Source organism: Lunatibacter salilacus (assembly GCF_009797935.1).
GTDB classification, from domain to species: Bacteria; Bacteroidota; Bacteroidia; order Cytophagales; family Cyclobacteriaceae; genus Lunatibacter; species Lunatibacter salilacus.
In genome coordinates, this window is the sequence record NZ_VOLC01000020.1 from 78,873 (window position 1) to 105,838 (window position 26,966).

Here is a 26,966-nt window from a genome sequence, read left to right on the forward strand (position 1 = left end):
GTTAATTTAACCATTTTTGGCAAATAAACCAGAAAGCCATGTGGTGGGATATCTCGTTATATACCCACTGGAATAAATAAATTTCATCAAACAGAATATTTGTTTTAGTTTGGTCACAAAATAAAAACCAATGGAGTTAGTAAAAAAACTGATAACCACCTATTACTGTATTTTTGGATTCGCCTTTTTTTCCGGCACCGCCGGGGCTCAGACTTCGTCAGAAATATTCCACGGCCTGAAAAAATTGAAGGAAACAAAGAGAGTTTTGTATCTGGCAGCCCATCCGGACGATGAAAACACACGTCTGATTGGTTACTTGGCTAATGGTGAGCATGCTGAAGTGGCCTATCTTTCACTGACTAGAGGAGATGGTGGGCAGAATTTGATTGGCAAAGAATTAGGTATAGAACTTGGAATGATCCGGACGCAGGAACTTATACGGGCCAGGGAGACAGACGGGGGGCGACAGTTTTTCTCAAGAGCGATTGATTTCGGATTCAGTAAGCATCCTGATGAGACGCTAAATAATTGGGATAGGGAAAAACTATTGGCTGATGTGGTGTGGATTATCCGAAAATTCCAACCTGATATTATGATCAACCGGTTTAATGATGAGCCTGGTACCACGCATGGTCATCATACCACCTCAGCAATCCTTTCCCTTGAAGCGTTTGAAAAGGCCGCTGACCCCAGTATCTTTCCTGATCAACTACAATGGGTAGAACCTTGGCAGGCGAAAAGGGTGTTTTGGAATGCCTACAACTGGGGTGGCCAATATGAACCCAAAGATGGGAAACTTTATCACCGATTTGACGTCGGTGATCTGAATCCATTGTTGGGTAGGACCTATTCGAAAATTGCCGCTGATAGTAGAACCATGCACAAATCCCAAGGATTTGGCTCCACAGCACAACTGGGTGAAGGCAACGATTACATGGAACTTGTAAAAGGGGAGGCATTTTCAAAAGGTCCATTCGAAGGGGTAGCTGATCGATGGCTAAGCGTTCCGCAAGGTAAGGGCATTGCCCAAGCCATAGAATTGGCCATGAAGAACTTCGATTTTAAAAAACCCGAAAATAACGTAAAATCCCTGCTTGAAATCAGAAAAAAACTTCATGGATTGCCTTCGGACCTTGCCTGGATTAAGGAGAAACAAGAAGGAATAGATCGACTTGTGCTGCAGTCCATGGGTTTTGCTGCCGAATTCATATCTGGAAAGGAATTGTCGTTTCCAACAGATGAATCCCGTGCTAAATTAACATTAAATAATTCCAGTTCCAGTCCCATAGAGTTGCAAACCTTTACGGTTTTGGATCAATCTATTTCACTGCAAACCTCCTTATTGGAGAATCGGCCGCATACCCAAGAAGTTACGATAAAACTTCCAGGAAATTTCCCCGTTTCCCAACCCTATTGGATGGAACAGCGGCCAGAGGATAACCTTTTTCAAATTGAGGACCGACTTAAGATTGGAAAGCCTTTTAATGATCCTGCTGTGGTAGGCAAACTGGTTTTTAGCATTCAAGGCCAGAAATTTGAAAGAGAGATAGCGTTAAAATACAAATACAACGACCAAGTGGATGGTGAAATAATTCAACCATTTACCGTTGTACCTCAAGCCTCCCTAAGTATAAATAAGGAAAACGTTTTTTTGCTAAATGGAGAGTCCGATGAGATTAAAGTAGAAGTTAATTTTCAAAAGGAGCTGCTGGAAGGAGAACTGATTTTCGAGGGTATTCCGGAATCAGCAGTAGAAATCCTCTCCAGAATAGAAGAAGTGGAAAAAAAGCGAGTGATCTATACGGTACGACTAAGTCCGGCAAATGGTGAGGAAAAGACTATTATCGGAGTACAGTATACCACATCTGATGGCCAGAAATTTGAAGCGGGACAACGAAGAATTACCTACAAGCACATTCCAAATTTAACATATTTCCCGCCAGCTGAATTCAACCTAATCCAGCTGAACCTGCAAGTAAGCCCTCAGCGGATTGGCTATATTCCAGGGGCCGGGGATGATGTGCCGGGAGTATTGGCTAATTTGGGATACTCTGTAACCCTCTTGGATAACGGCAGCCTTACCTTAAGTAAAATGTTGGAATTCCAAACCATTATAGTGGGGATTCGGGCTTTCAATGTTAACCAAGTTTTGGCAGACGAAATGAGCCAGTTGATGGCTTACGTAGAGGAGGGCGGTAATTTGATTGTTCAATACAACACTTCATCACCTTTATTAACACGAAAGCTAGGTCCTTATCCCGTTGAACTATCCCGCAATAGAGTCGCTGTAGAGGACTCTCCCGTAAAGGTCGATTTCACAGCACACCCTGTACTTTATTCTCCAAACCGAATTGAAATGACCGATTTTGACGGGTGGGTTCAGGAGAGGGGATTATACTTTCCAGGCAATTGGGATGACAATTACACGGCACCACTAGAGATGCAGGATCCAAATGAATCACCCACTAAAGGATCTTTGCTTTTGACAAATTACGGCAAGGGAACATTTACCTATTCGGGCATTTCTTGGTTCAGGTTGTTGCCAGCCGGGGTGCCTGGTGCAATAAAACTTTTCGTAAACTTAATCGAACAAGCCGGTGAAAGAAAAAATGACTAACCGACTTTGGAATAAAATTTATTTCCTACAAGTACTTGTACTTGCGATATTGACGGTTCTTTTTTACTTCCTAACTAATGCGTTCTCATGAGTGTTTTAGATTGGAGTATACTGTTTGGGACCTTGACGGTAATTGTGGGATACGGGGTTTACAAAACCTACGGCCCCAAGGACATGGAAAAATACCTGAAGGGAGGTAATGATATGAATTGGTGGACCATTGGTCTATCCATAATGGCCACCCAAGCTTCGGCAATTACTTTTCTAAGTACTCCTGGCCAAGCATATTCGGACGGAATGCGCTTTATCCAGTTCTACTTTGGACTGCCGGTAGCCATGATTATCCTATCGGTATTTTTTTTACCTATCTATTATAAGCTTAAGGTTTACACTGCCTATGAATTTTTGGAATCCCGTTTTGACTTGAAAACCAGGACATTGGCAGCTTGTTTATTTCTCATACAACGTGGACTTGCCGCAGGGATCACTATCTACGCTCCAGCGATTATACTTTCGACCCTATTGAACTGGAACTTGACATTTACTAATATATTTATTGGTTGTCTGGTGATCATATATACTGCTTCTGGTGGCACTAAAGCTGTTTCCATCACTCAAAAGCAGCAAATGGCTGTAATGATGGGAGGGATGATATTGGCAGGAATTCTCGTTATTCAACTGCTGCCTGTCACATTTACCGAGGCCCTGCATGTCGCTGGAAAAATGGATAAGCTCAATATTGTTAACTTTGACTTCGACCTTTCAGATAGATACAATTTTTGGTCAGGAATGACAGGCGCTTTATTCCTTTTCCTTTCTTACTTTGGCACCGACCAGTCACAGGTACAGCGTTACCTCACCGGCAGTTCTCTCACTCAAAGCAGGATGGGTTTAATGATGAACGGGTTTTTGAAGATTCCCATGCAGTTTGTCATTTTGTTCATTGGTGTTATGGTATTCGTTTTTTATCAATTTTTCCAACCTCCTGTTTTTTTCAATCAGGTGCAGGTTGACAAATTGAAGCAAACGGAATATTGGGATAAGTACCAAAGTTTGGAAGAGGATTATAAGACAAAGTTTGAATCCAAAAACATTGAGATATACGCCTTGCTGGATGCGGTCAAAGCCAATGACGAAGAACTCATAGAGACTTCAAAGGAAAGGATAAAGGAGGAATCCAAGGGCCAAGAAGCCATCCGCACCGAAATTAAATCGCTGATATTGGCCAATGACCCCTTGGGGGAAACAAACGATACGGATTACGTCTTTATGCGTTTTGTGATGGACTATTTGCCAAAAGGAATAATAGGCTTACTATTCGCAGTGATATTCTCCGCCGCTATGTCCAGTACCGCATCTGAACTAAACGCTTTGGCTTCGACGACTACCATAGACATCTACAAAAGATCCATGAATAAGAATGATCTTTCCCGGCATTACATGTATTCATCCAGGTGGTTTACGGTATTATGGGGTGTGTTTGCCATTCTATTTGCCACGTATGCCACCTTATTTGAAAACTTGATTCAGGCAGTGAACTTATTGGGTTCCTTATTCTATGGCACGATCTTAGGGATTTTTCTAGTAGCGTTTTTTATGAAGTGGGTTCGCGGGCATGCCGTCTTTGTGGCAGCTCTGATTACGGAAGCAGTGATTCTTCTTATCCATTTTAACAATGGCGGGCAACTGTTTGGAGTATCAATCAATATCGGATACCTGTGGTATAACGCCATAGGAAGCTTATTGCTTATGGCAGTGGCTGCAATAATTCAACTCTTTCTAAAAAGACCCCTAAAGGAATAAAAAAAGGTGGCAATTTTTGCAATTGCCACCTTGTCTAAATTTCAAATTACAGCTTATTTGAGTGCCTTAATCAATCGTTCATTAAGCCCTACATAATCTAAATTATTTGCTTCTTTGGCCATTTCCATGGATTTGGTTGCAGACGCTTTAGCTTCTTCCTTCATATTCAGTTTTTGTTCAATCTTCGCTTTCAGGTGAACCGTCCAATATTTGGGATCTGCTTCTACGGACTTAGTGACCCAATCGAGGGCAAGATTCAAATCCCGGTCTGTATTGAAATAATAAGTTGCGGCCTGAAAATAAATCCCGGGATTATCGGGAGTTTTGTCTATTACATGAGCTTGGATTTGATTCATTACAAGGGGGTCCACTTCGCTTTTTATCCGTAGCTGGGTGGAAACCTTTTCCCAATCAATAAACAGGGAGGCTCCCGAATCGGTGATGTCCCTGAAACCTATTTCAAGCGTTTCAATCGGTCTTTTTAATTTTTTTGATGTAGCCTTTACACGTAAAACATCGTCCGAAGGACTATATCCCACAGCTCCCCAGAGGTCAGTTTTTGACGAAAAAACAATTGTGGAAGCATTCTTTTCAGGAATGCTGTAAAGTGCGTATTTTCCAGCCTTGAGAGGCTGGCCTTCGACGGTAACATCGGTGCTGAATTCTATAATGGTGGCAGAATTAGCTCCCGTTCTCCAAACCTGCCCAAAAGGTACCAGTTCTCCGAAAATTTTTCTTTCACGAACACTCGGTCTGCTGTATTCGAGTGTTACTTGTGTAAGTCCCACCAGCTGACTGACTTTTGAAGGGGGACTTGCTTGAGGCATTTGGATTTGGGCCCTCAGCGGGGAATTAATAAGCATTACTAACGCAAATAGATAAATAAACTGTTTTGTATTCATAGGAAATTATAATTATATTAGGTTTCCGTTATAGTAAGCCATCTAGGTTTTCACATGAAATGAGAATACAATAAACGCATGCAAATGTATGGAGTTTATCGGAGTAACAGGTAATTCAATAAAATAATAAAAGAAAGTGATACCTAGATTTTTGTAGTTTAAATCTTTTGAAATTTCTTTACGATAAAAATCTTTCAATGAATATAGCCATTATTGCTCCCTACAAAGACGTGTCTGATTGGGTAGCAACTTTCCTGCAATTAGATTCCACTTTAACGGTTGAGGTTTTTCCTGATATTCATCAAAATGACAAAATTGAAGCAGTAGTTTTATGGCAGCATCCCCACGGGATATTGAAGGAATTCCCAAATTTACGGTTAATTTGTTCCATGGGTTCGGGTGTTGACCATATTATGGCCGACCCGGATCTTCCCAAAGATATTCCCATTACCCGAATCGTAGATCCCCGCCTTACTTTTAGTATGACGAACTATGTGGTCATGGGGGTACTAAACTTCCACCGACAATTATTCCGATATTTGGATTACAAAAAAAGGAAAATCTGGGACATGAGTAATCCCGAGATTGATATTCAGGTAGGGGTGATGGGTGCCGGTCAGTTGGGCGGTGATGTACTGGATAAACTTAAGGGTTTGGGAATTATAGCCTTGGCCTATGGAAATAGTCCAAAAGAAAGCTATCCGCATCCTTATTTTTATGGAGATCAATTGGATGAATTTCTCCAACAGGTGAATGTCGTCGTATGTATGTTGCCTTTGACCCCTAAGACGGTTGGTTTTTTAAACTTAACGCTCTTTGAAAAATTCCAGAAGGGTACCTACCTTATCAACGTGGCTCGTGGCAAACACTTGATAGAGGAGGATTTGATTGACGCTATATCTGCGGGTTATATTTCAGGGGCACTTTTGGATGTGTTTCAGGAAGAACCCATGCCGCCGGAACACCCTTTTTGGGAGCATCCATCCATAATGATGACTCCTCATATTGCCTGCATAACCATGTACCAGGCGGCTGTACCACAAATCTTGTCCAACATACGAAATCTTCTGAACGAAACTTCCCTTCAAAACCAGATTGATCCCACACAGGGCTATTAATACACTTGGTTTTAAAACTCTTAACTCCTATGAAACCTTACACTATTTTATGTCCCACGGACTTTTCGGAATGCTCTCTTAATGCTATAGAATATGCTGCCAAGCTTGGTGAGAAATATGAAGCGCACCTAATCATTTTTCATGTCCCCAATAAAGAAGATTACAACAAGCTCAATCTGCCCAATAAACCTGGGGAAGAACTCCAGTTTTCTCAAAACAAACTCAACAATTTAGTGAAAACGGTCAGGGAAGAAAGCTTGTCCAAAGGACTCACATCCTGTGAAGGCCTGATCAATGAAGGAAAGACAATCGAAGCTATAATGGATTGTGCTGCGGTTAACAAAGTGGACCTCATTGTTATGGGGACCGAAGGTGTGAATGAATTTAAGAAAAATTATATCGGAACCACTACAAGTAAAATCGTAAGCCGATCTGCACAGGATGTGTTCGTTATTCCACGCAAGGTGTTTTTTAAAATGCCTCGGAAACTAGTGTATGCGACAGATTACCTAGAAGAAGACAAACTTGCTATTCAAAAAGTAGTAGATATTGCGAAATTCTTTGACAGTGAAATAGACATTGTTCATGTGGGCGTGAAATTGGGGGTTACTGACAAGGCACTTCATCAATCAATGATTGAAGAAATTACCCCCTTTATAAATTACGAAAAAATAAATTTCGTTCTAAAAGCTTATCAGGATGACCCTGGACTGGGACTTGAGAGTTATTTAGTATCTGCTAAGGGCGATATCCTGTTTACTTTAAGTATGAAAAAAAGCTGGTTCGACCAGCTATTTACCCAAAACCTTTCCCGGAAAATGTCATATTTCATCAATAAACCATTGTACGTAATTAAGACCCTTTAAACGTTTTTTTTATAAAAAGGTAAAAATCCTTGCGTACTTTCTCATCGGTAACTAAGCCGTTCACAATGCTGAAAAAGGAAGAAAATGTGATGCGTTTCTGATGGCTCTGGTTTACATCTCCCATAGACGGGTCCATTGTCTGATTATCAATTTCCGATTCCGGCAAATCTTTATTTTCCAGCGGATTATACCCGATAAGATCATCTGATTGTTGAAAACTTTTCTTCGACCGACTAATGTAGCCCATCTTTTCTTCGACCAATCCTTTGTTATTGAAGGAAATTGCATCCTCGGGATCCAGCTCGATAGCTTTTTCGTAATCTTCAATAGCACCCTCCAAATCTCCAATTCTGTCTTTCAAATAGGCCCTACTGGAATACCTGTATGGATTGGAAGGGTCCAAATTCAATGCCCTGTCAAGTTCGGAAAGTGCTTCTTCATTTCTGTGCAAAAGGTGCAAAACTACCGCCCTGTCACTAATGTGTGTGGTATTATAGGGTGACTGCTTAATAAGACTATCAAAATCCTCCAAGGATTTTTCAAACCTTCCCAATCGGGAAAGTACCCGCGCCCTATAGGCTATATACTCCATTTCGTTCGGTTTTTCACGGACCAATTCATGGAAAAGCTCAAGCGATTCGCTGAATTCCCCAAGCTTAAACAAGGATTTTGCTTTTTCAAATTGTACCACACGTTCGTCTGTTTGCATGCATGTACTACAATATTTTTCGCCTATTTGTTTCCTTATTTGTAAAAAACCCAGCTTTAACTTCACTAATATTCCTCAAATCATCAAATCTCTCGTTAGGCAATCGCCATTTTTCTTTACCTTTGCATGCAGATAACGCTTTTCCATGCCCAGTACTCCTGAAACTATTTTAAAAGAGTTAAGATCAGGCAAATTTTCACCTGTCTATTTTATTCAAGGTGAGGAGCCTTATTTTATCGATCAAATCACCGATTACATAGAGAATCACGCATTATCGGCAGCCGATAGGGGATTTAACCAAATGGTGATGTATGGCAAAGATGCCCCTATGACGTCAATAATGGCAAATGCCAAACGTTTTCCAATGATGGCGGATAGACAGGTCGTCATAGTAAAGGAAGCCCAAAACATACCGGATTTGGGTAAAGAAGCAGGGTATGACCAATTAATAAGTTATGTAAAGAATCCGCTTCCAAGTACAATCTTGGTTTTCGCCCATAAGTATAAGACCCTAGACGGCAGAAAAGCTCTATACAAGGAATTGGATAAGCATGCCCTACTGATCAAATCCGATAAAGTGCCCGAATACAAACTTTCTCCCTACATAGAAGGGTATCTCAAGGAGAAAGGGTTTACTATCGACACCAAAGCCTGCCAAGTACTCGCCGAATCAATCGGGAATAACTTGGAAGTGCTGACGAACGAGGTGGATAAAATGTTGATTAATTTTTCGGAACCCATAAAGATTAATACTGACCATATTCAGAAGTTTATCGGAATCAGTAAGGAATACAACACATTTGAGCTGACAAAGGCGTTGAGCTATAAAGATGTGCTTAAGGCGAACACAATCATCAGGTATTTTAGTCAAAATCCGAAGTCCAACCCGTTGATTCCTATAATTAGTCTATTGTTTACCCATTTTAACCGGTTGTTGTTAGTGTATGGAAACAAGCAAGCTTCAGAAAGAGAACTCGCTGGTATTCTAAAAGTTAACCCGTACTTTATTAAGGAATATAATATTGCGACAAAAAATTACCCCTTAGGCAAGATTATTGATATCATCGGATACTTGAGGGAAGCAGATCTACGTTCGAAAGGTGTCGATAACAACAGCATGGACGAATCTCAAATTTTAAAAGAACTTGTATTTAAAATCCTGCATTAATATTAGTTGCAAAAAATGAAAATATCCTTAATCACGTTCGTATTTCTGGCTCTCTACTTTGAGGTCAACGCCCAAGCTACCCTTTACCAGCAGGGATCAGAAATAATTTTTCAAGATGCACTGGAATTATATACGAAAGGGCAGTATCCGGCCTCCAAAATTGAGTTCGCCCGATTAGCAGAAGCCAATCTTTCGGAGAACAGAGAAATTGAAAGAACGTATTATTACGCCTCAGCAGCGTTGAGAACAGAAAATCCGGATGGGTCAATTCTTCTCGAAAAATTTATTTTGGAGAATCCCTCCGCACCCTTGAGGAATACTGCCGCTATGGAATTGGGTAACCATTTTTTCATGGCCCGAAACTATCCCAAAGCCATCGAATCTTTTCGGAAAGTTGATACTGAGACCATATATGGTGACGAAAAAGCTGAGGTGTTGTTCAAAACTGGCTATTCATTTTTTCAGTTGAAAAACTATCAGGAATCATTGGGCTATTTCGAACAGGCGAAGCGTTTTAGGTCCGAATACCTTCCTGATGCCTACTATTATGCAGCCTATGTATATATGGTTCAAAATGATGATGCAAAAGCCATCCAGGATTTTAAAGAAGCAGAAAAAGCGAGAACCTATGCCGGCAAAGTGCCCTATATGCTAGCTTCAATTTTTTACCGCCAAAAGGATTTTGATGCACTCATTGCCTATGCTCCGTCCATACTCCAACGACAGGGTTTGGAGAAAAAGGAAGACATTCAGCTTCTGTTAGGAGAGGCCTATTATGAAAGAGGTAACTACGATCAGGCGGCCCAGAATTACATGGCTTTTGTGCAGGCCAAGAAAGGTGCCTTGACCCGGGAGCAACAGTACAAGGCGGGAGTGAGTCATTATCAAACCGGAAAATTCGGTGAAGCAAGTAATTTTTTCAAAGAAGTCGCCCTGCAAAATGATAAACTGGGGCAGGTATCCAGTTATTTCCTTGGACATGCTTATGTTAAGCTTAACAATCCCCAATTCGCATCCAACAGTTTCAGTAATGCTTACAAAAGCGATCACGATCCGCAGATCAAAGAGGAGGCACTATTTAACTATGCGAAAGTGAATTTGGAGAGGGGGAGTTTTCAGGACGCAGTAGCTGCTTTGGATACCTATTTGGATACCTATGCCAACGGACCCCATGCCAAGGAGGCCGAGAACCTACTAAGCGATGCGCTTATTAATACCAATAATTATCTCCGAGCCATTGAGCATATGGATAAAATGGCGAATAAATCCGACCGGATAAAAGGTGCTTACCAAAAAGTAACTTTTTACCAGGCAATGGTTTATTACCGGGATAATAAATATCCGGTGGCGTTACAAATGCTCAATAAATCACAAACATCTCCCATTGACAAAAATCTGCTGGTACAATCCCAATTCTGGAAAGGGGAAATTCATGCTGCAAATAGTAACCTACCGGAGGCCATAAAAGCGTATGAAGCGGTCGTTGCTCTAAAACCATCGGCTCAAGACCCCCATTTGATCAAGACCCATTATGGATTGGGATATGCCTATTTTAATTCCGAAAATTATCCCAAGGCAGAAATTCAGTTTAAGGCTTATACGGACAAATTGAGAGGAAGCCGGGAAAAGGAGAATTACGATGATGCCCTTTTGCGTTTGGGTGATACGTATTATGTACAAAAGAAATTTGGTGATGCCTTAGAAACCTTCAATCGCGCGATCCGGGAAAACAATGCATCAACGGACTATGCCCATTTCCGAGCAGGAGTAATTCAAAACTTTGAGGACAGAAATCCTCAGGCTATTGATCAATTAGACAGGATTATTAGTGGGTTTCCAAACAGTAGGTATTTAGAAGATGCGCTTTTTCAAAAGGCACAAATCAACATGGAAATGACCCGCTATTCAGAAGCTCGGGATGGGTTTTCAGCATTGATTTCCAGTCGGCCAAACAGCCCTTTTATTCCGTTTGCCCTGGAGGGAAGGGCAGTTGCCAACTATTCACTTCAGCAATACGAAGGTGCTATTGCGGATTATAAAAGCATTTTGGACAACCACCCAAATTCCCCGAATGTAGATGCAGCCTTGGTGGGACTTCAGGAAAGCCTCACATTACAGGGCAGGGCTGGGGAATTTTCCACTTACCTATCTACCTATAAAAAAACCAATCCGGGAAGCAATAGCCTTCAAGTGTTGGAATTTGAAAATGCTAAAAACCTCTTTTTCAGCCAATCCTACCAAGCTTCTATCGGTGCCTTTGAAAACTATTTGAGAAGTTACCCGAATGTTACACAAGCTCCGGAAGCACGCTTTTTCATCGGTGACGCACATTTTCGTCTAAACGATAAGGACAAAGCTTTGGAATACTTTTACCAATTGGAAAATGTAAGTGATGCGGCCATAAGGAACAGGGCTATACAACGGATAGGAACATTGGAGTTTGAAAGAGGAAATTATCAAAAATCCATTCCTTACTTTAGGTCAAGTGGGAAAAATGCCCGAACGAAAATAGAAGAATATGACGCGTATAACGGGCTTATGGAGTCTTTTTATGCGACTAACAGCTACGATTCAGCTATTTATTATTCAGATAAAGTGATGCAACTTGGGGAGGTGACACCGGATGCCCTGCCCAAGTCATTGCTTGTAAAGGGCAAATCGCTCCAAGCTGCCGGGAGGACGGATCAGGCCAAAGGAACTTTCGAGACGCTATATAAGGACTTTAAAACCGTTCACGGAGCCGAAGGACTATATCTGTTGGCATTAATCTTACACGAAGGCGGTCAGTTTAAGGAATCCAATGACCTCATTTTTGACCATTCTCAGGATTTTGGTCCGTATGATTTCTGGTATGGTAAGCAGTTTATACTTTTGGCCAAAAATTATATGAAACTTAATGAGGCATTTCAGGCGAAAGCCACATTGGAATCAGTGGTGGAAAATTCCTCCAATGATTTGGTAAAAGAGGAAGCGAACCAGTTATTACGTTCTATCAATTGACCTATGAAGGCAGCATTAATTATTTGTTTTTATTTGATATCATCGGCGATTTTTCTCATTCCATCACACGCCCAGGAGACTAGGGATAGGGGGGAGATTCGGGATACGGAGTTTATCATCCGAAAGGATAGGGTACTTTCATTACCCCAACAGCCCCGTATTTATGAGAGACCGCCATCCTTGCCTGCTGTTAGTAGCCAAGGCAATTACGTCTACGAGGTAAAGAATTTCCAGCTTGATTTACGGCCGATAGAGTTAAACATACAACCGTTTGCCAAATCTTTTCCCAGGTCGGTTTCTGATCAATATCACAGTTTTGTCCGTGCCGGATTTGGTAATTATATGTCCCCATTAGCGGAAATTTTCGTCAACAGTCTTGAAAGTGACGAGCTATCTTATGGGCTTAAGTTAAAACATCAGGGGTTCTATGAAGGGCCAGTGGATGGATCTAATTCAGCAGAGGATCATACGTCAATTAAGATTAACGGCAGCTTATTTAGAGAGGATTTGGAGATATTCGGCGATGTAGGGTATGATAGGGACCGTTACAACTTCTATGGATATACTACCAATCCTGTGTTGGAAGCAACTCCATTTGATTTGGATCAGGTATTTAATACCGTAAAGGTCCAGTTAGGCGTGCGGAAAATTGAACAACTCGACCTGTTTACGTATGAAGGATCCCTAAATTTCCGGATTTTTAACGACAATTATCTGGCAAGGGAGCATGAAGCAAGTATTCTGGCAGCAGTTGGGTTTAGGGCTAATGAGAATCTGGCAGGTGGTATTGCCACACAGCTTTTCTTCACATCCCCGTCCGATGCGTTCTATTCGGATATAAATCGGAATTATTTCAAGCTTCAGCCTTATGTTACATATTCCAAAGACAAATTTCGGGTTAAGGTAGGGGCCAGTGTCGTTCAGGAAAATGATATAGTCCCCAACAAGACCAGTGATTTCAATATATTTCCGTTAGCAAAAATAAGCTATCAAATCGATCCTACTATTGGAGCTTATGCCTCTTTAGAAGGAGATGTAATCCGCAACACCTATTATGGGTTTGTTATGGAAAATCCATTTCTCGGACCAAGTGCCCAACTTCGGAATACCATTCAGAATTATGAAATTGATGCCGGCATTACCGGAACAATCAATGGAGAGATTAATTACAAGGCGGGAGTGAAATATGGCAACTTTACCAATATGCATTTCTATGGAAATAACGTAAATGACAGCACGCGTTTTCAGTTGATATATGATGATATGAGCCGGGTGTTGAATTACCATATCAGTACGGACTGGAACTACGAAGGATGGTACCAACTGGAGGCTAGTGCAAACTATTATCAATATACCCTTTCGGATTTTTCAAGCCCATGGCATAGACCGGAATGGGAGATCAAACTCCACAATATGTTTCGACCTGACGATAAATGGCTCATACACGTCAACGCCAATGTCATGGGAGGAATCCCTGTTATAAATTTGGCATCGGATACCACTGATACGTTGCCGGCACTTGTGGACTTACACGCTAAAATAGATTATAGCATTACTACCAGACTTTCAGTTTTTGCCATTGGTAACAACCTCCTTAATCAGTCTTACCAAAGGTTCTGGAATTATCCGGTTCGGGGTATTCAGGGAATTGGCGGTGTTAGTTTTAAATTTTAGGATTCAATGATAATAAGGATTAATAGGTTTTAAATCCTTCCCCTTATTGGGATGTGAAGGTTTTCCTGTAATTTAGTGTATTCATTCAGTTAAATATTTTTATTATGTCCGAAAAAGATTCGTCAAACAAAAATGATCCATCCAATGGGGATGAGGACTTTGGTTTGCCCAAAGTTAAATTTACACCAATAGGACCCGAGAAGAAAGTACCTGAGGAAAAGACTGTCAATCCAGAAATCAAGGCAGGGAATACTTCCAAATTAAAAAGCAAGGATGCCGAACGTGAGGAAAAGAAAGGGAACGGTTTTTTAATCATACTTTTGTTGTTGATTGTAGCCCTTGGATTGGGAAGTTTATATTACTTTGGATTCTTTGAATCAAATCAAGTTCCGACGCAGACAGATGTTCCTACTCCCACAGAAACTGAGTCCTCCGTGCCTCAGGTAGCGGAAACGGATGATACTGCCAATGGAATACCTGAGCCTGAAGTGACGGAGAATGTACTAACAGAGATTACAAGTAGAGCTGCGTCTCCTCGTTACTTCGTGGTAGTGGGCAGTTTTATCGACGATGACCTAGCAAAAGATTACAGTACTAAATTGAATAAGTTAGGTAACCCAACGTTTTTAATTCATCCTTATGGTGAGAAAGCCTTTTATAGATTGGCGGTAGCCCAATATGACAACGTGACGCGGGCCTTGGAAGTGATGGAAGATCAGCAAGGCAATTTTGAAGAAAATTTATGGGTTTTGAAATATTAATATGACGCTATTACAAACTTTATCAACGGACAACCAACTGGCTGTCGACACATTGAACACCATTCAGGAAACAGGATCTCAGATCGGGTTGTTGGATTTATTAGTAAAAGGAGGATACATGATGATTCCTCTCTATCTCTTGTTTGTTTTGGCTATTTTTATTTTTGTGGAAAGGTTGATGATTCTCAAGAAAGCATCTAAAACCCCCAAAGGACTGATGGATCAGGTAAAAATGATGGTGCAGGGAGGAAACATTCAGCAGGCTAAGATGATTTGCCAAGGAGAAGAAACCCCCGTGGCCCATATGCTCACCAAGGGTTTGGAAAGGATAGGAAGCCCGCTTAAAAACATCGAGGTAGCCATCGAAAATGTGGGAAAAATTGAAATTTATAAGCTGGAAAAGAATCTTGGTTTATTGGCTACCGTTTCGGGTGCAGCCCCTATGATTGGATTTTTGGGAACCGTAACCGGAATGATCCAGGCATTTATCAGTGTGGCCCAAGAAGAAGGCATGGTTTCTCCGAAACTATTGTCTACAGGGATTTACGAAGCTATGATAACTACTGCGACGGGCTTGGTAGTAGGTATTTTGGCTTATTTGGGCTATAATTATCTGGTATCCAAAGTGTCCAAACTTGTCCATAACATGGAATACACCAGCATTGAATTTATAGATCTGCTACAGGAAAAAAAGTAATATGGCACTTCAGTCAAAAAACAAAATTGAAACAACCTTCAGCATGTCTTCCATGACGGATATTATTTTCCTTCTGCTGATATTTTTCATGCTGACATCATCCTTTATTACCCCATCGGGCTTACCCGTCAATCTGCCATCAAGTGAGACGTCAGACATCATCATGCAGGAAGTATCTGTCAGTGTGACAAAGGACCTGAAGTTTTCGGTAAATGACAAAAGGGTAAACCGGGATGAAATTAAAAGGGAATTGGAAACGTTGTTAAAGGAGAAAAAGGGTCATGTGGTCCTTCATATTGACAAAGAAGTGCCGGTGGAGTATTTGGTTGAAATCGGTGGCATAGCTGCCACGTTGGAGGCAAATGTATCCATTGCAACAAAACCTTTTAGATAATTCATGGAAGCTTGGGGCATAGATAAGGAAGATTCAAAAAGCCGAAATAGAGCAATGATCATCACGTTTATCGTGAATGTATTGCTTTTGATTGGAATTTATTTCATTGTCGTTTGGCGTGAACAAATTCCTCCTATGTCTAAATTTGGGCTGGAATTGAACCTTGGGTTTACCGATATGGGCAGTGGTAATGTACAAACCACAGCACCTCCCGCCGAAACCCAAACGCAGGTCACTGAGGCTCCTGCACCCGGCGAACCAGCGCCTCAAGTGACTGAAGCTGCTGTTCCCAAAGCCTCTCCACAGACATCCCAAGCTAACCCGACTCCTACAGAATCCAAGAGATCCGTAGAGACTCAGTCTAAAGTAGCCAGCCCTCTTAAAGGTGCGGAGACGGCTTCTGAGGCACAGAAGGAAACGGCTAAACCCGCAGAAACCAAGCCTTCACCTGCCAAACCGGCAGAAAGTGAGGCACCAAAGACTGAAACTAAAGCGGAGGAAAAACCTCAGGTAGATCAAAGGGCCATTTTCGGTGCCCGGGGAAGTACTGGTACGGGAAACCAACCTAGTGCTGGAAGTAGTCAGGGAAGTTCATCTACCCCTGGCGATGAAGGTAAACCACAGGGAACAGTAGACGGAAGATCCATCTTACAGTCCGGCCAAGGCAATACGGGTGACGGCGGCGGTTACAATCTGGATTTGGCAGGTTGGGATTTTGCATCTAGACCGAATATTCAGGATCGGGTTTCTTCCCGTAACGGACGAATTGTATTTAGAATCACCGTGGATGAGGACGGCCGCATTGTACAGGCAATCCCGCTCGAATATAATGTGACAAATGAAGTACTTACCTACTATCGTACAGTAGTGAATTCCATGTCTTTTAAGCGGCAAAGCGGCAACCCAACAGCAGATTTTTCTACAGGAAGGATCACTTTTATTATCAAAGTTGATTAATTGATTTCATGAATTATCAGGAAACCCTGGATTACCTGTATAAAGCCCTGCCTATGTTTCAGCGGATTGGAGCCGCTGCATTTAAGAAGGACCTCGGCCCAACAATCGCATTATGCAATCATTTAGGAAATCCAGAAACCAAATTTAAAAGCATCCATGTCGCCGGTACTAACGGCAAGGGTAGTACCTCTCACGCACTAGCCTCCGTCCTTCAGGATGCCGGCTACAAGGTTGGCCTATATACGTCACCCCATTTAAAATCTTTTACGGAACGTATTCGGGTCAACGGAAAAGAAATTACACAAGAAGCCGTCGTTGAATTTGTGAAAAACCATAAAGACTTTATGGAAGAAATTTCACCCAGCTTTTTTGAGATGACGGTGGCTTTGGCTTTCGATTATTTTGCCAACGAAAATGTGGATATTGCTGTCGTGGAAGTTGGCATGGGGGGGAGGCTGGACAGCACCAATGTAATCACCCCATTGTTGAGCATCATAACAAATATCGGACTGGATCATGTTCAATTTCTGGGGACAACCTTGGAGGAAATAGCAGGAGAAAAGGCTGGTATCATCAAAGAAGGTGTGCCTGTGATTATCGGTGAAACCCAGAAAGAAACCAGTCCTGTATTCACCCAGATTTCGAGGGAAAGGAATGCATCGATTTATTTTTCTGATCAATTAATAACGGTTCATCCAGAAACCAGTAATATACCTAACCTGAAAGAATATATTCTAAAAAATGGCAAGGGAGAGCAGATTACTATTCAATTGGATTTACTTGGAGCTTACCAAATTAAAAACCTTCCCGCAATCTATCTGGCTTTTGAGCAACTCAATCAGTTGGGGCTATTTATTTCCGAAGAGAACTTTAAAAGGGGACTTTCAAATATCACCCAACGTACAGGTCTGAAAGGAAGGTGGCAAATCTTATCAAAAAATCCTTTAACCATCTGTGATACAGGACATAATAAGGATGCTTTTAAAGTAATAGTCAAGCAACTCAAATCCATTCCCCACAATAAATTGTTTATGGTTTTGGGCATGGTGCAGGATAAGGATGTTGAAGGGGTGTTGAAATTACTTCCCATAGAGGCAGCCTACGCATTTTGTCAAAGTCAAATTCCACGTGCTATGCCTGCAGCGGATTTGGCTAGTCTTGCCGCTTCACTTGGGTTGGATGGAATTGTGATGTTGGATGTGAATGATGCCATTAATTATTTTCAAAAAAAAGCTGGTCCCGATGATCTCATCTTTGTAGGAGGGAGTACATTTGTGGTGGCAGAAATCAAAGAATTATAGCATGGGTCGGAAAAAGCTGGAACGCTTTAAAGAAAACGAGGAAAACCGAAATGTCATTCAACCGGGAAAAGAAATTTACACAACCATAAAAGGTACTTGGAAACAGGGGTTTTTTCAAAATGATAATCCCATAGTCGTTGAACTTGCATGTGGACGCGGTGAGTTTGCGGTAGGATTGGCACGTGTAAATGCTGATAAAAACTTTATAGGAGTGGATATTAAGGGGTCCAGAATCTGGAAGGGAAGTACCATGGCCATTGAGGAAAATCTGCTAAACGTTGCATTTCTCAGAGCTCAAATTGAGCAGCTGGACCAGTATTTCGAACCAAAGGAGATAGATGAGCTCTGGATTACCTTTCCAGACCCAAGACCCAAAGACAGGGATGAAAAGCGAAGGCTTACTTCTCCGCGGTTTCTGGAGATGTTTAAGGTATTGGTAAAAGTGGAAGGCACCGTCCATTTCAAGACCGACAATACAGCTCTCTATGAGTATACACTAGAGTTACTGAAAAGTAGACCTGATACAGGGGTTCTCAAAGAAACTCCGGATTTTTATGCTTCTCAGTGGCGGGATGATCATTTCGGAATCAAAACCCGCTATGAAAAGATGTTCTCGGAAAAAGGGGAAAAGATAAAGTACATTTCTTTCCGGTTTCACTAATCCTCGATTTCCAGCTTCTCAAGCGTGTCGGCGAGTTCGTCGAAGTCTTTGATTCCGGGTTTTATTTCCTTGCCTCCTTTTATGGCTATTCCTTTCACCTGTGTCGTCTCTAGGATCATTTCCACCGTGTCCGCATTAAACCCGAATCCCAGCAATACATCACAGTTTTGGGCTATTTCACGCACAACATTCCAGTCCGGATTATCATAGAGCCCGGGATCGGAAGAGTCGATTAGTAAAATTACATCGGTTTCTTTTAAGCGCTGGGCTAATGGCAACAATTCACGGAGTTGTTCATCATTATCAACCCCTTTGTTCAAGATCAATTTATATCCCGAATGAGCCAGCTTTTGAAGGTGGTTTTCCTCTTCCACTTGAATATATTGTATGCCATCATAGGCAGAAATCTGCTCTAATATAAAAGATGGCTCAGAAGTTGTAAACTCTCCAACGTACTGTAGGCCGGATAGCCAATCTGTTATTTCTTTGAAGGCGTCCGGAGACAAATAGTTTTCGTCAGTAGTTTCCAGCGCAAATCCCATCAAATCCACATACATCCCTGAGCAATACCGGGCATCGCTCAAATTGTTCACATTACTTATCTTTACAAAAGTTTTTAACGCCATTTCAAATAAATTGTGTAATTTTTGTCGAATTTCAAAGATAGGGGAATTAGAAAGATTTTATCGTATCAAGGAAGTATTTATGGTAACAGTTGGACGCTAGTTCCTCTGCCATAAAACGGTCAAATGAAAGTATGAAGCGGCAGGTAGGAATAAGACTAAAGAGGGAAATGCGGTTAATTGCTGGAATTTTAGGTTTCTTTGTGGTGACATTGTTGTCTTGTCAGGAAGAGCGGGAAACTCCGGATTTATTGATTTCTGCCTATCTACCACTTAATTTGGGTCAATATTGGACCTATGAAGTCGTTGAAAGGGTTTATTTCGGGGAAAACGACTTTGAAGAAAATGAATTCTATTATAGAGATAGAATAACTAGGCAATTTGTCAATGAAATCAATGAAATTGTTCATGTAATAACTAGGGAGCGGTCAGAGAACCTTCAAGATTGGGGAAACGAATTGGCTTATACACTGAATTTCAGCCGCAACCGAATCATTCGAACCATTGACAATGAGCCTGTTATTCCATTGGTGTATCCGGTACAGGTATTTCAGCAATGGGATGCAAACGGAATGAATGCTAATTTGCCAGAGCTATTTACTGTTGAAGAAATAGGGAGCTATGTCGTGGGAAATAGGGCTTTTGGATCTGCGGCAATGATCAGACAATCGGAGGAAGACGATCTCATAACCCTACGGGACAACAGATTCGAGGTTTACGCAGAGGGAATTGGAATGGTAGAGTCGTATTATGAAGTATTTGCCTACTGCTCACGAAGTGATTGTTTGGGTGAACAAATTATTCAAAGTGGACGTTTTAAGCAAATGAAATTAATCGCCAATGGTATCTTATAAAGCATCTTTATTTATTTTTTTATCATGCATGGTTTTTGGGGAGGTTTGGTCCCAGGATAGGTATGCCATTCATTATCGCTATAAAACTTCAGAGACCTATAGTTTGGAAAGGCCACTTGAATTCCTTACGGCTGATGCTATTCAACGAAGAGTACGTGAAGGAGTGCCTGTGGACAGCACTGACCTGCCAGTTTCTGGCCAATATATTTCGCAAATCACTCCCTACGTAGAGAAGGTTTTATACCATAGCAACTGGCTAAATGCCTCGTTGGTAAAGGCTGAAATCAACCAAATTGACTCCATCAAAACGTTGCCCTTTGTGGAAGATGTGATTTTGGTAGGTAGGGGAAAGGGCCCCCAGTTAGAAAACAGCCGCAAAAGTTATAACGAACCCCTAAAAATAAAAGGGTTGAATAAAAGGCAACAAACATTCGAATTTCAGAATGACATTTTGGGGATACCCCATATGCATGAGGATGGGTATACAGGGAAAGGGATGAAGATAGCTGTATTTGATGCGGGTTTTGCGAATGCTGATAAGATTTCCGGTATGCGACATCTTTTCGAACGGGATCAAATTTTGGGCACCCGGGATTTTGTTCTGCCTGGAACAACGGATGTATTTCGCTCCGATTCCCATGGCACCGGAGCACTCTCGCTAATGGCTGCTTATGACCCGGACCGAATGATCGCGGGAGCCTTTGATGCTTCCTATATATTGTGTATTACTGAGGATGTGGATTCAGAGTTTTGGATTGAAGAGTACAATTGGGTGAAGGCAGCAGAATTTGCCGATAGCTTGGGAGTAGATATCATCAACAGTTCCTTGGGATATAATATCTTCGATGACGTGGATATGAACTATTCCAAAGAGGATATGGACGGAATGACCGCAATTATTACTAGGGGTGCCTCCATGGCTGCGCTAAAGGGCATATTGGTAGTAACAAGTAATGGGAATGAAGGCAGTTTGTCATGGCGAACTATCACAGCACCTGCGGATGCTGCCGACATATTGGCAGTGGGAGCCATCTCAAATAGCCTCGAAAAAGCGGGTTTTAGCTCTGTGGGTCCCACAGCTGATGGAAGAATAAAACCAGAACTGGTAGCTTATGGTACGGGAGTTACACTTTGGCGGTATACTTCGGGACCTTCTTTTTCCAGTGGAACCTCCTTTTCGGCCCCTCAGATAGCAGCATTGGCTGCAGGACTTTGGGAAGCCAATCCGGAATGGACCCGAGCTCAGGTTAAGGAAAAACTTTTGCAAAGCGGACATCAATTTACCAATCCTGATATGAATTTGGGCTATGGAATCCCCAATTATTCCAGGGTCATGTATGGGGTAGTTAATGAATTGGAAGAGACTGAATTGGCCATTCAACCAACAAAAATTTACCCCAATCCCCTGGATGGCAATACATTGTTTGTGGAATATACCCAATCGAATTCCTGCCAATTGAATCTTTTTTCTACCTCAGGCCAATTGATCAATCATTGGCAACTGGCCAGGAACTACCAGTACACCCCCTTTGAGCTATCTTTGGAAACGGTAACGCCTGGATTCTATATCATTGAATTACAAGATGGTAACGGGGCGGAGTTATTCAAGTTTTGGAGAAAGTAAGGATTAGACCGAAAAAATGCTTTTTTTTGACTGAAATTTCGAAAACGAATAGTTTCCCACCAATGGTTTTCACTTGGTGGTTTTACTAAACTTAACTAATCCATGAGTCATTTAATTGCACCATCTATCCTGGCCGCTGACTTCGGCAATTTGCAACGTGAAATTGAGATGCTAAATAAATCAGAGGCGGATTACATCCATGTGGATGTGATGGATGGTGTCTTGGTGCCAAATATCTCTTTTGGCATGCCTGTCATTGAGGCCATAACACGGCATGCTACCAAACCTCTGGATGTTCATCTGATGATAGTGCAGCCAGAAAGATATTTGGCAACATTTCAATCACTGGGTGCCGCGAACATTACTGTTCATCTGGAAGCTTGCACTCATTTGCACCGAACCATTCAGGAAATTAAGTCCCTTGGATGTACTGCGGGGGTAGCATTGAACCCTCATACATCCATTCAACTGCTAAAGGATATAATTGGAGACTTGGATATGGTTTGCCTCATGTCGGTGAATCCGGGATTTGGTGGTCAAAAATTCATTGAGCATACTTATTCCCGTGTAGAAGAGTTAAAAGCACTTATTATAGAAACTGGTGCAACAGCCAAAATTGAAATTGACGGTGGAGTGAGTATACAAAATGCCAGTCAGTTGCTGGAGTACGGGGCGGATATTCTGGTCGCTGGCAATTTTGTGTTTAGCTCGAAAAATCCAACAGAAACCATTAATAAGCTAAAAAATATTGTTTAAATTCAAAAAATAAAGGTTTGAAATATAATTGGCTTATTTTTTGTGACTTCTTTTGTTAAAATAAAACTTATTTGCGTAATTAGTAAATAGAATTTATAAAATCGTTAAACGAAAAATTATGAAAACATTATTTGTATCCGCTTTCTTGATGTTGAGCTTTATCAGTGTTAATGTATTTGCGCAGGAAGAATCGGAAGTAGTAACAGATGAGGAAATAGAAAAATTTGCGGTCATGGAAGATTCTGTCATGGCATTCTATGAAAAAAAGAACATAGAATTGATTGACATGATCCGTAACAACGAGGTTATAGAAGGTGCCGGAAGGTATAATGAAATCAAAGCGGCATGGGATGACGAAGAAAAGCTGGCCGAAATCGAGATTACGGATGATGAAAAAGCTGCTTATGAAGAAATATTAGCCTTTATGGGTTCTCTCGGTGACGAAGTTCGTGAATTAAAGATAGAACTGATTAAGAATGACGAAATATTGGGAGTTGCTACCTTTAACAAGGTAAATAAAGCCATGAAAGAAGATCCTGAAGTAAAAGAAAAGGTTGAATCGCTACAGGCGGAGCTTAAGGAAAAAAGAACTGAGGATGAAGATACCGAAAGCGGTACAGGTGCATAACTATAAATTGCAAATTTAAATTGAAACAAAATCCCTCCTATGTTGAGGGATTTTTTGTTTCTTTACGTTAGTAAATAGTGTGGATATTAGCTAGCTATGATTCACTTTTGGTAGTAAATAATTGTCAAGATTCAAGCTGTTATGTTAAATCGCTCTTGTACTAAGCCATTTTTATTTGGAACTCTTGTTTTTATACTCATCACCGCATCAGGATCTTGGGCGCAGGATGATGACATCTTCGGAATCGACCGCAAACTTAGGGGAAGTTCGAGAAAAAGTGAAAGTGATCTTGGCAATGTCTTTCGAAACGCCATAGGTAGTTTTTCCTTTGAAGCCGCCGTAGGATCGGGTTTACACAGCACTGCACTAACGTTCCACAGTCAGTCACCGAGTGAATACGGTAATATTACATCTGTTTTAACCGATAATTCACCTGATATCAGTGCGGATGACACGCTGACTTTTCGGGGCACACAATTTGCCCAATTTGCCCAACTTGGTGTTAAACTGAATATATTTGATCTCCTGATAATAGGAGGTGGTTATGGGCGCGAGTGGGGAAGAATGGATCCCTTAAAGATTGAGGATTATCGATTTGGATTTGAAAATCCCAATTATACTTTTGACAAATTATTTGGAACGGTAGGAATAGTACTGTTCGATGCCAACAAAAGAGCATCGTTTTTAAATTGGAGGTATAAAAAATACGACTCAAATAATTTCTATATGCAAACCGAAAGAAGGCTCCGAATACAGCAGGAGTATTTATGGCGGTTTGTTCTTGACGGTGAATTTGGCAAACTGATATCACGGGGGAATTTTGATAGTCAGGTTTCGATCGATGAACCTTACTATGGAGTTGGGTTTAGGATCGAAAGAGATTTGTCTGAATACACTCACATATATATTAGGCCCGCCGTATCCATTCGCAATTTCAACTATGGAAGAGCAGATCTCATGGAAAGCCAAGCCATGACCCAGACCATGGCTACCATACAGGTTGGAGCGTCACTAAGAATACCCAGTACCAAACGGTGCAAAGTCCCTGGTTGTGGAGTTGTGATGAAGCACATACATAATGGGGTAGAATATCGGGGAAGCTCGATCTGGAAGCGCCAACACAGGAAAGTAGGACAGTGGTACGGAAACTAAATCATGAATTCATGGTATTCTTAAAAAATAGATAAATTAACTCCATGAATATAAATTAAATACCATCAAATTGGCTTTAAAGTAAAATTTTATTTTTCTAAAATGGCTATTTTTTCGTATATTGCCGTTTATTATTGAGATTATTCTAATTATGGCTCAAGGAGAAAACGAGAATATAATACCTATTAATATTGAGGAAGAAATGCGGGGTGCCTACATCGATTATTCGATGTCGGTTATTGTTTCCCGGGCATTACCTGATGTAAGGGATGGCTTAAAACCTGTTCACCGTAGAATACTTTACGGGATGCAAGAATTGGGAGTATCCCACAACAAACCCTATAAAAAATCAGCGAGAATTGTTGGGGAAGTGTTGGGTAAGTATCACCCTCATGGAGATTCAGCGGTGTATGAAACCTTGGTAAGAATGGCGCAACATTGGTCCTTAAGGTATCCATTGGTTGATCCGCAAGGAAACTTCGGTTCCATCGACGGAGATAATCCGGCGGCCATGAGGTATACGGAAGCCAGGTTGAGGAGAATTGCCGAGGAACTACTGATTGATATCAACAAGGAGACCGTTGACTTTCAATTTAATTTCGACGACACCTTAAAGGAACCTGTAGTACTCCCCGCGAAAATTCCCGCTTTATTACTTAATGGAGCTTCAGGTATTGCTGTTGGGATGGCCACCAACATGGCTCCCCATAATTTAAGGGAAGTTATAGATGGGATAGTTGCCTATATAGACAACAGAGATATTACCATACCTGAATTGATGGAGCATATTATTGCTCCGGATTTTCCAACCGGGGGAATAATATATGGGTATAATGGCGTAAAAAATGCCTTTGAAACAGGTCGTGGCCGTATAATTATGCGGGGCAAGGCCAATGTTGAACTGAAGGATAACGGAAAGGAAATGATCATCATTACTGAAATTCCGTACCAAGTCAACAAGGCCAGCATGGTGGAAAAGACCGCACAGCTGATCAATGAGAAGAAGCTGGATGGAATATCTGCCATTAGGGACGAATCCGACAGACAGGGGATGCGCATCGTATATGAGCTTAAAAAAGATGCCGTTGCGAATGTCGTACTCAACAATTTATATAAACATACTCAGCTACAAACCTCCTTTAGCGTCAACAATGTAGCGTTGGTAAAAGGTAGGCCCTATACCTTAAATTTAAAGGACCTCATTGTACACTACGTCAACCATCGCCATGAGGTAGTGGTTCGACGGACTGAATACGAGCTGAAGGAAGCGGAGAAGCGAGCGCATATTCTTGAAGGATATTTAATTGCGCTGGATCACTTAGACGAGGTTATTAGTTTGATTCGGGGGTCAAGGGACCCTGAAACGGCTAGAACTGGTTTGATGGAGCGGTTTGAGCTTTCTGAAATTCAAGCTCGGGCAATCTTGGACATGCGTCTTCAACGTCTTACCGGCATGGAGCGTGAAAAGATCCAAAAAGAGTATGATGAATTGATGCTCCTGATAGAAGAATTGAAAGAAATATTGGCTGACGAAGGAAAGCGTATGCAAATCATAAAAGATGAGCTCGCTGAAATCCGTGAACGCTATGCTGATGAGCGTAGGACGGTCATTGAACATAATGCGGAAGACTTCAACTACGAGGATATGATTCCTAATGAGGAAGTCGTGATTACCGTAAGCCATCAAGGGTACATAAAACGTACCGTGCTGACTGAATATAAGACCCAGAGTAGGGGAGGGGTGGGATCCAAGGGAGTTACTACTAAGGAACACGATTTTACAGAATATCTGTTTACGGCATTAACCCACAATTATTTGCTTATATTTACGGATAAAGGTAAATTGTTCTGGCTAAAAACCTATGCCATTCCTGAGGGAGGGAAAACTTCAAAAGGAAGACCCATTCAAAATTTGATAAATATTGAAGGTGGAGACAAAATCCGTTCAATCATTCAGGTGAGAGATTTGGCGGATGAAGATTACATCAACAATAATTATCTGGTGATGATTACAAAGAAGGGCATTATCAAAAAAACCACCCTCGAGAAATACAGTCGACCCCGCACCAATGGCATCATTGCGCTGAATATCAGGGAGGACGATCAGTTAGTGAATGTAGAAATGACCAATGGGGATACCCACATTGTGATTGCCTCAAGTTCTGGCAGAGCGGTCCACTTCCACGAGTCAAATGTCAGGCCTATGGGAAGGACAGCTACCGGCGTGAAAGCTATTAATCTCGATGGAGGAGCCTTCCATGTTATTGGCATGGTTTGTGTATCCAGAGATGATGCAACGTTACTTGTTGTTTCTGAAAAAGGGTATGGAAAAAGATCATTCCTTACAGAATACAGAATAACTAAGAGGGGTGGAAAAGGTGTAAAAGCCATGAATGTGACGGATAAAACCGGGGGATTGGTAGCGATTAAAGAAGTTGGGGATACCGATGACTTAATGATTATCAACAAATCTGGAATTGCCATAAGAACTCCAGTTGCCGGCGTAAGAGTCATGGGAAGAGCCACTCAGGGTGTGAGACTTATTAGGCTGAACGATACGGACGAGATTTCCTCAATAGAAAAAATTGAAAATATAATTGATGAAACAGACGGTCCGCTTCCAGATTTAGACCAGACAAACGGAACTGATATGGAAAACGATGCCGATTTGGAAAACAATGAAAACGCTTGATATATTTAA

22 protein-coding genes are annotated in these 26,966 nt (G+C 41.4%); 19 read left to right on the forward strand and 3 right to left on the reverse strand.

Features of this window, described 5'->3' with window-relative positions:
* Positions 1 to 130 precede the first annotated feature (130 nt).
* Both FQ608_RS22150 and FQ608_RS22155 read left to right on the forward strand, forming a co-directional pair.
* Positions 131 to 2,617: a PIG-L family deacetylase gene (locus tag FQ608_RS22150; protein WP_158860675.1), complete on the forward strand. Its 2,487-nt coding sequence runs from the start codon at positions 131 to 133 to the stop codon at positions 2,615 to 2,617.
* 87 nt (positions 2,618 to 2,704) lie between these two features.
* Positions 2,705 to 4,420, forward strand: a complete 1,716-nt coding sequence (locus tag FQ608_RS22155) for a sodium:solute symporter (protein ID WP_158860676.1) — start codon at positions 2,705 to 2,707, stop codon at positions 4,418 to 4,420.
* A 53-nt stretch (positions 4,421 to 4,473) separates the two neighbouring features.
* Here FQ608_RS22155 and FQ608_RS22160 read toward each other — a convergent pair whose 3' ends face one another.
* Positions 4,474 to 5,322: a DUF2911 domain-containing protein gene (locus tag FQ608_RS22160; protein WP_158860677.1), complete on the reverse strand. Its 849-nt coding sequence runs from the start codon at positions 5,320 to 5,322 to the stop codon at positions 4,474 to 4,476.
* 197 nt (positions 5,323 to 5,519) lie between these two features.
* Here FQ608_RS22160 and FQ608_RS22165 point away from each other — a divergent pair, with 197 nt between their 5' ends.
* Both FQ608_RS22165 and FQ608_RS22170 read left to right on the forward strand, forming a co-directional pair.
* Positions 5,520 to 6,440, forward strand: a complete 921-nt coding sequence (locus tag FQ608_RS22165) for a 2-hydroxyacid dehydrogenase (protein WP_158860678.1) — start codon at positions 5,520 to 5,522, stop codon at positions 6,438 to 6,440.
* A 29-nt stretch (positions 6,441 to 6,469) separates the two neighbouring features.
* Positions 6,470 to 7,306 carry a universal stress protein gene (locus FQ608_RS22170; protein ID WP_158860679.1) on the forward strand — a complete coding sequence of 279 codons (837 nt, stop codon included), beginning with the start codon at positions 6,470 to 6,472 and terminating at the stop codon, positions 7,304 to 7,306.
* On the opposite strand, the gene FQ608_RS22175 is transcribed toward FQ608_RS22170, so the two are convergent.
* On the reverse strand, positions 7,293 to 8,015 hold the full coding sequence (locus FQ608_RS22175) for a tetratricopeptide repeat protein (RefSeq protein WP_158860680.1): 723 nt from the start codon (positions 8,013 to 8,015) through the stop codon (positions 7,293 to 7,295). The two genes, FQ608_RS22170 and FQ608_RS22175, sit on opposite strands and share 14 nt — an antisense overlap.
* 145 nt (positions 8,016 to 8,160) lie before the next feature.
* Here FQ608_RS22175 and holA point away from each other — a divergent pair, with 145 nt between their 5' ends.
* From holA to trmB, 9 genes are all read left to right on the forward strand, one after another.
* Positions 8,161 to 9,183, forward strand: a complete 1,023-nt coding sequence (gene holA, locus FQ608_RS22180; protein WP_158860681.1) for a DNA polymerase III subunit delta — start codon at positions 8,161 to 8,163, stop codon at positions 9,181 to 9,183.
* Positions 9,184 to 9,198: 15 nt separating this feature from the next.
* The gene (locus tag FQ608_RS22185; protein WP_158860682.1) at positions 9,199 to 12,183 is read left to right on the forward strand and encodes a tetratricopeptide repeat protein; all 2,985 of its coding nucleotides are present in this window, start codon (positions 9,199 to 9,201) and stop codon (positions 12,181 to 12,183) included.
* 3 nt (positions 12,184 to 12,186) lie between these two features.
* Entirely contained in the window at positions 12,187 to 13,857 is a 1,671-nt protein-coding gene (locus FQ608_RS22190; RefSeq protein WP_234364337.1) for a TonB-dependent receptor, read from the forward strand.
* A 104-nt stretch (positions 13,858 to 13,961) separates the two neighbouring features.
* The gene (locus FQ608_RS22195) at positions 13,962 to 14,618 is read left to right on the forward strand and encodes an SPOR domain-containing protein (protein ID WP_158860683.1); all 657 of its coding nucleotides are present in this window, start codon (positions 13,962 to 13,964) and stop codon (positions 14,616 to 14,618) included.
* Position 14,619: 1 nt separating this feature from the next.
* Positions 14,620 to 15,315: a MotA/TolQ/ExbB proton channel family protein gene (locus FQ608_RS22200; protein WP_158860684.1), complete on the forward strand. Its 696-nt coding sequence runs from the start codon at positions 14,620 to 14,622 to the stop codon at positions 15,313 to 15,315.
* Position 15,316: 1 nt separating this feature from the next.
* The gene (locus FQ608_RS22205) at positions 15,317 to 15,709 is read left to right on the forward strand and encodes an ExbD/TolR family protein (RefSeq protein ID WP_158860685.1); all 393 of its coding nucleotides are present in this window, start codon (positions 15,317 to 15,319) and stop codon (positions 15,707 to 15,709) included.
* A 3-nt stretch (positions 15,710 to 15,712) separates the two neighbouring features.
* Complete coding sequence (locus FQ608_RS22210) at positions 15,713 to 16,666, forward strand: energy transducer TonB (RefSeq protein WP_158860686.1); 954 nt, start codon at positions 15,713 to 15,715, stop codon at positions 16,664 to 16,666.
* Positions 16,667 to 16,674: 8 nt separating this feature from the next.
* A complete protein-coding gene (locus tag FQ608_RS22215) occupies positions 16,675 to 17,967 on the forward strand; it encodes a bifunctional folylpolyglutamate synthase/dihydrofolate synthase (protein ID WP_158860687.1) in 1,293 nt (430 codons plus the stop codon).
* A gap of 1 nt (position 17,968) precedes the next feature.
* A complete protein-coding gene (trmB, locus tag FQ608_RS22220) occupies positions 17,969 to 18,628 on the forward strand; it encodes a tRNA (guanosine(46)-N7)-methyltransferase TrmB (protein WP_158860688.1) in 660 nt (219 codons plus the stop codon).
* Here the strand turns inward: trmB and trpF are convergent.
* Entirely contained in the window at positions 18,625 to 19,254 is a 630-nt protein-coding gene (gene trpF, locus FQ608_RS22225) for a phosphoribosylanthranilate isomerase (RefSeq protein ID WP_158860689.1), read from the reverse strand. The two genes, trmB and trpF, sit on opposite strands and share 4 nt — an antisense overlap.
* A 131-nt stretch (positions 19,255 to 19,385) precedes the next feature.
* On the opposite strand from trpF, the gene FQ608_RS22230 reads away from it, so the two are divergent.
* From FQ608_RS22230 to gyrA, 6 genes are all read left to right on the forward strand, one after another.
* The gene (locus tag FQ608_RS22230) at positions 19,386 to 20,105 is read left to right on the forward strand and encodes a hypothetical protein (protein WP_158860690.1); all 720 of its coding nucleotides are present in this window, start codon (positions 19,386 to 19,388) and stop codon (positions 20,103 to 20,105) included.
* Positions 20,092 to 21,729, forward strand: coding sequence for a S8 family serine peptidase (locus tag FQ608_RS22235; protein ID WP_158860691.1), 1,638 nt, complete (start codon positions 20,092 to 20,094; stop codon positions 21,727 to 21,729). The genes FQ608_RS22230 and FQ608_RS22235 overlap by 14 nt, the downstream gene beginning before the upstream one ends.
* A gap of 102 nt (positions 21,730 to 21,831) precedes the next feature.
* Positions 21,832 to 22,485: a ribulose-phosphate 3-epimerase gene (rpe, locus tag FQ608_RS22240; protein WP_158860692.1), complete on the forward strand. Its 654-nt coding sequence runs from the start codon at positions 21,832 to 21,834 to the stop codon at positions 22,483 to 22,485.
* Between the two features lie 118 nt (positions 22,486 to 22,603).
* Positions 22,604 to 23,113 (forward strand): hypothetical protein, encoded by a 510-nt coding sequence (locus FQ608_RS22245; RefSeq protein WP_158860693.1) that lies wholly within the window; start codon positions 22,604 to 22,606, stop codon positions 23,111 to 23,113.
* A 141-nt stretch (positions 23,114 to 23,254) separates the two neighbouring features.
* Positions 23,255 to 24,265 (forward strand): hypothetical protein, encoded by a 1,011-nt coding sequence (locus FQ608_RS22250; RefSeq protein ID WP_234364338.1) that lies wholly within the window; start codon positions 23,255 to 23,257, stop codon positions 24,263 to 24,265.
* A 151-nt stretch (positions 24,266 to 24,416) separates the two neighbouring features.
* Positions 24,417 to 26,957, forward strand: a complete 2,541-nt coding sequence (gene gyrA, locus FQ608_RS22255; protein WP_234364339.1) for a DNA gyrase subunit A — start codon at positions 24,417 to 24,419, stop codon at positions 26,955 to 26,957.
* Positions 26,958 to 26,966 lie beyond the last annotated feature (9 nt).

Bases quoted from the DNA above. Each gene is read 5' to 3' on its own strand.
- FQ608_RS22150 (WP_158860675.1), top strand. From the start codon at position 131: ATGGAGTTAGTAAAAAAACTGATAACCACCTATTACTGTATTTTTGGA.
- FQ608_RS22155 (WP_158860676.1), top strand. From the start codon at position 2,705: ATGAGTGTTTTAGATTGGAGTATACTGTTTGGGACCTTGACGGTAATT.
- FQ608_RS22160 (WP_158860677.1), bottom strand. From the start codon at position 5,322: ATGAATACAAAACAGTTTATTTATCTATTTGCGTTAGTAATGCTTATT.
- FQ608_RS22165 (WP_158860678.1), top strand. From the start codon at position 5,520: ATGAATATAGCCATTATTGCTCCCTACAAAGACGTGTCTGATTGGGTA.
- FQ608_RS22170 (WP_158860679.1), top strand. From the start codon at position 6,470: ATGAAACCTTACACTATTTTATGTCCCACGGACTTTTCGGAATGCTCT.
- FQ608_RS22175 (WP_158860680.1), bottom strand. From the start codon at position 8,015: ATGCAAACAGACGAACGTGTGGTACAATTTGAAAAAGCAAAATCCTTG.
- holA (WP_158860681.1), top strand. From the start codon at position 8,161: ATGCCCAGTACTCCTGAAACTATTTTAAAAGAGTTAAGATCAGGCAAA.
- FQ608_RS22185 (WP_158860682.1), top strand. From the start codon at position 9,199: ATGAAAATATCCTTAATCACGTTCGTATTTCTGGCTCTCTACTTTGAG.
- FQ608_RS22190 (WP_234364337.1), top strand. From the start codon at position 12,187: ATGAAGGCAGCATTAATTATTTGTTTTTATTTGATATCATCGGCGATT.
- FQ608_RS22195 (WP_158860683.1), top strand. From the start codon at position 13,962: ATGTCCGAAAAAGATTCGTCAAACAAAAATGATCCATCCAATGGGGAT.
- FQ608_RS22200 (WP_158860684.1), top strand. From the start codon at position 14,620: ATGACGCTATTACAAACTTTATCAACGGACAACCAACTGGCTGTCGAC.
- FQ608_RS22205 (WP_158860685.1), top strand. From the start codon at position 15,317: ATGGCACTTCAGTCAAAAAACAAAATTGAAACAACCTTCAGCATGTCT.
- FQ608_RS22210 (WP_158860686.1), top strand. From the start codon at position 15,713: ATGGAAGCTTGGGGCATAGATAAGGAAGATTCAAAAAGCCGAAATAGA.
- FQ608_RS22215 (WP_158860687.1), top strand. From the start codon at position 16,675: ATGAATTATCAGGAAACCCTGGATTACCTGTATAAAGCCCTGCCTATG.
- trmB (WP_158860688.1), top strand. From the start codon at position 17,969: ATGGGTCGGAAAAAGCTGGAACGCTTTAAAGAAAACGAGGAAAACCGA.
- trpF (WP_158860689.1), bottom strand. From the start codon at position 19,254: ATGGCGTTAAAAACTTTTGTAAAGATAAGTAATGTGAACAATTTGAGC.
- FQ608_RS22230 (WP_158860690.1), top strand. From the start codon at position 19,386: ATGAAGCGGCAGGTAGGAATAAGACTAAAGAGGGAAATGCGGTTAATT.
- FQ608_RS22235 (WP_158860691.1), top strand. From the start codon at position 20,092: ATGGTATCTTATAAAGCATCTTTATTTATTTTTTTATCATGCATGGTT.
- rpe (WP_158860692.1), top strand. From the start codon at position 21,832: ATGAGTCATTTAATTGCACCATCTATCCTGGCCGCTGACTTCGGCAAT.
- FQ608_RS22245 (WP_158860693.1), top strand. From the start codon at position 22,604: ATGAAAACATTATTTGTATCCGCTTTCTTGATGTTGAGCTTTATCAGT.
- FQ608_RS22250 (WP_234364338.1), top strand. From the start codon at position 23,255: ATGTTAAATCGCTCTTGTACTAAGCCATTTTTATTTGGAACTCTTGTT.
- gyrA (WP_234364339.1), top strand. From the start codon at position 24,417: ATGGCTCAAGGAGAAAACGAGAATATAATACCTATTAATATTGAGGAA.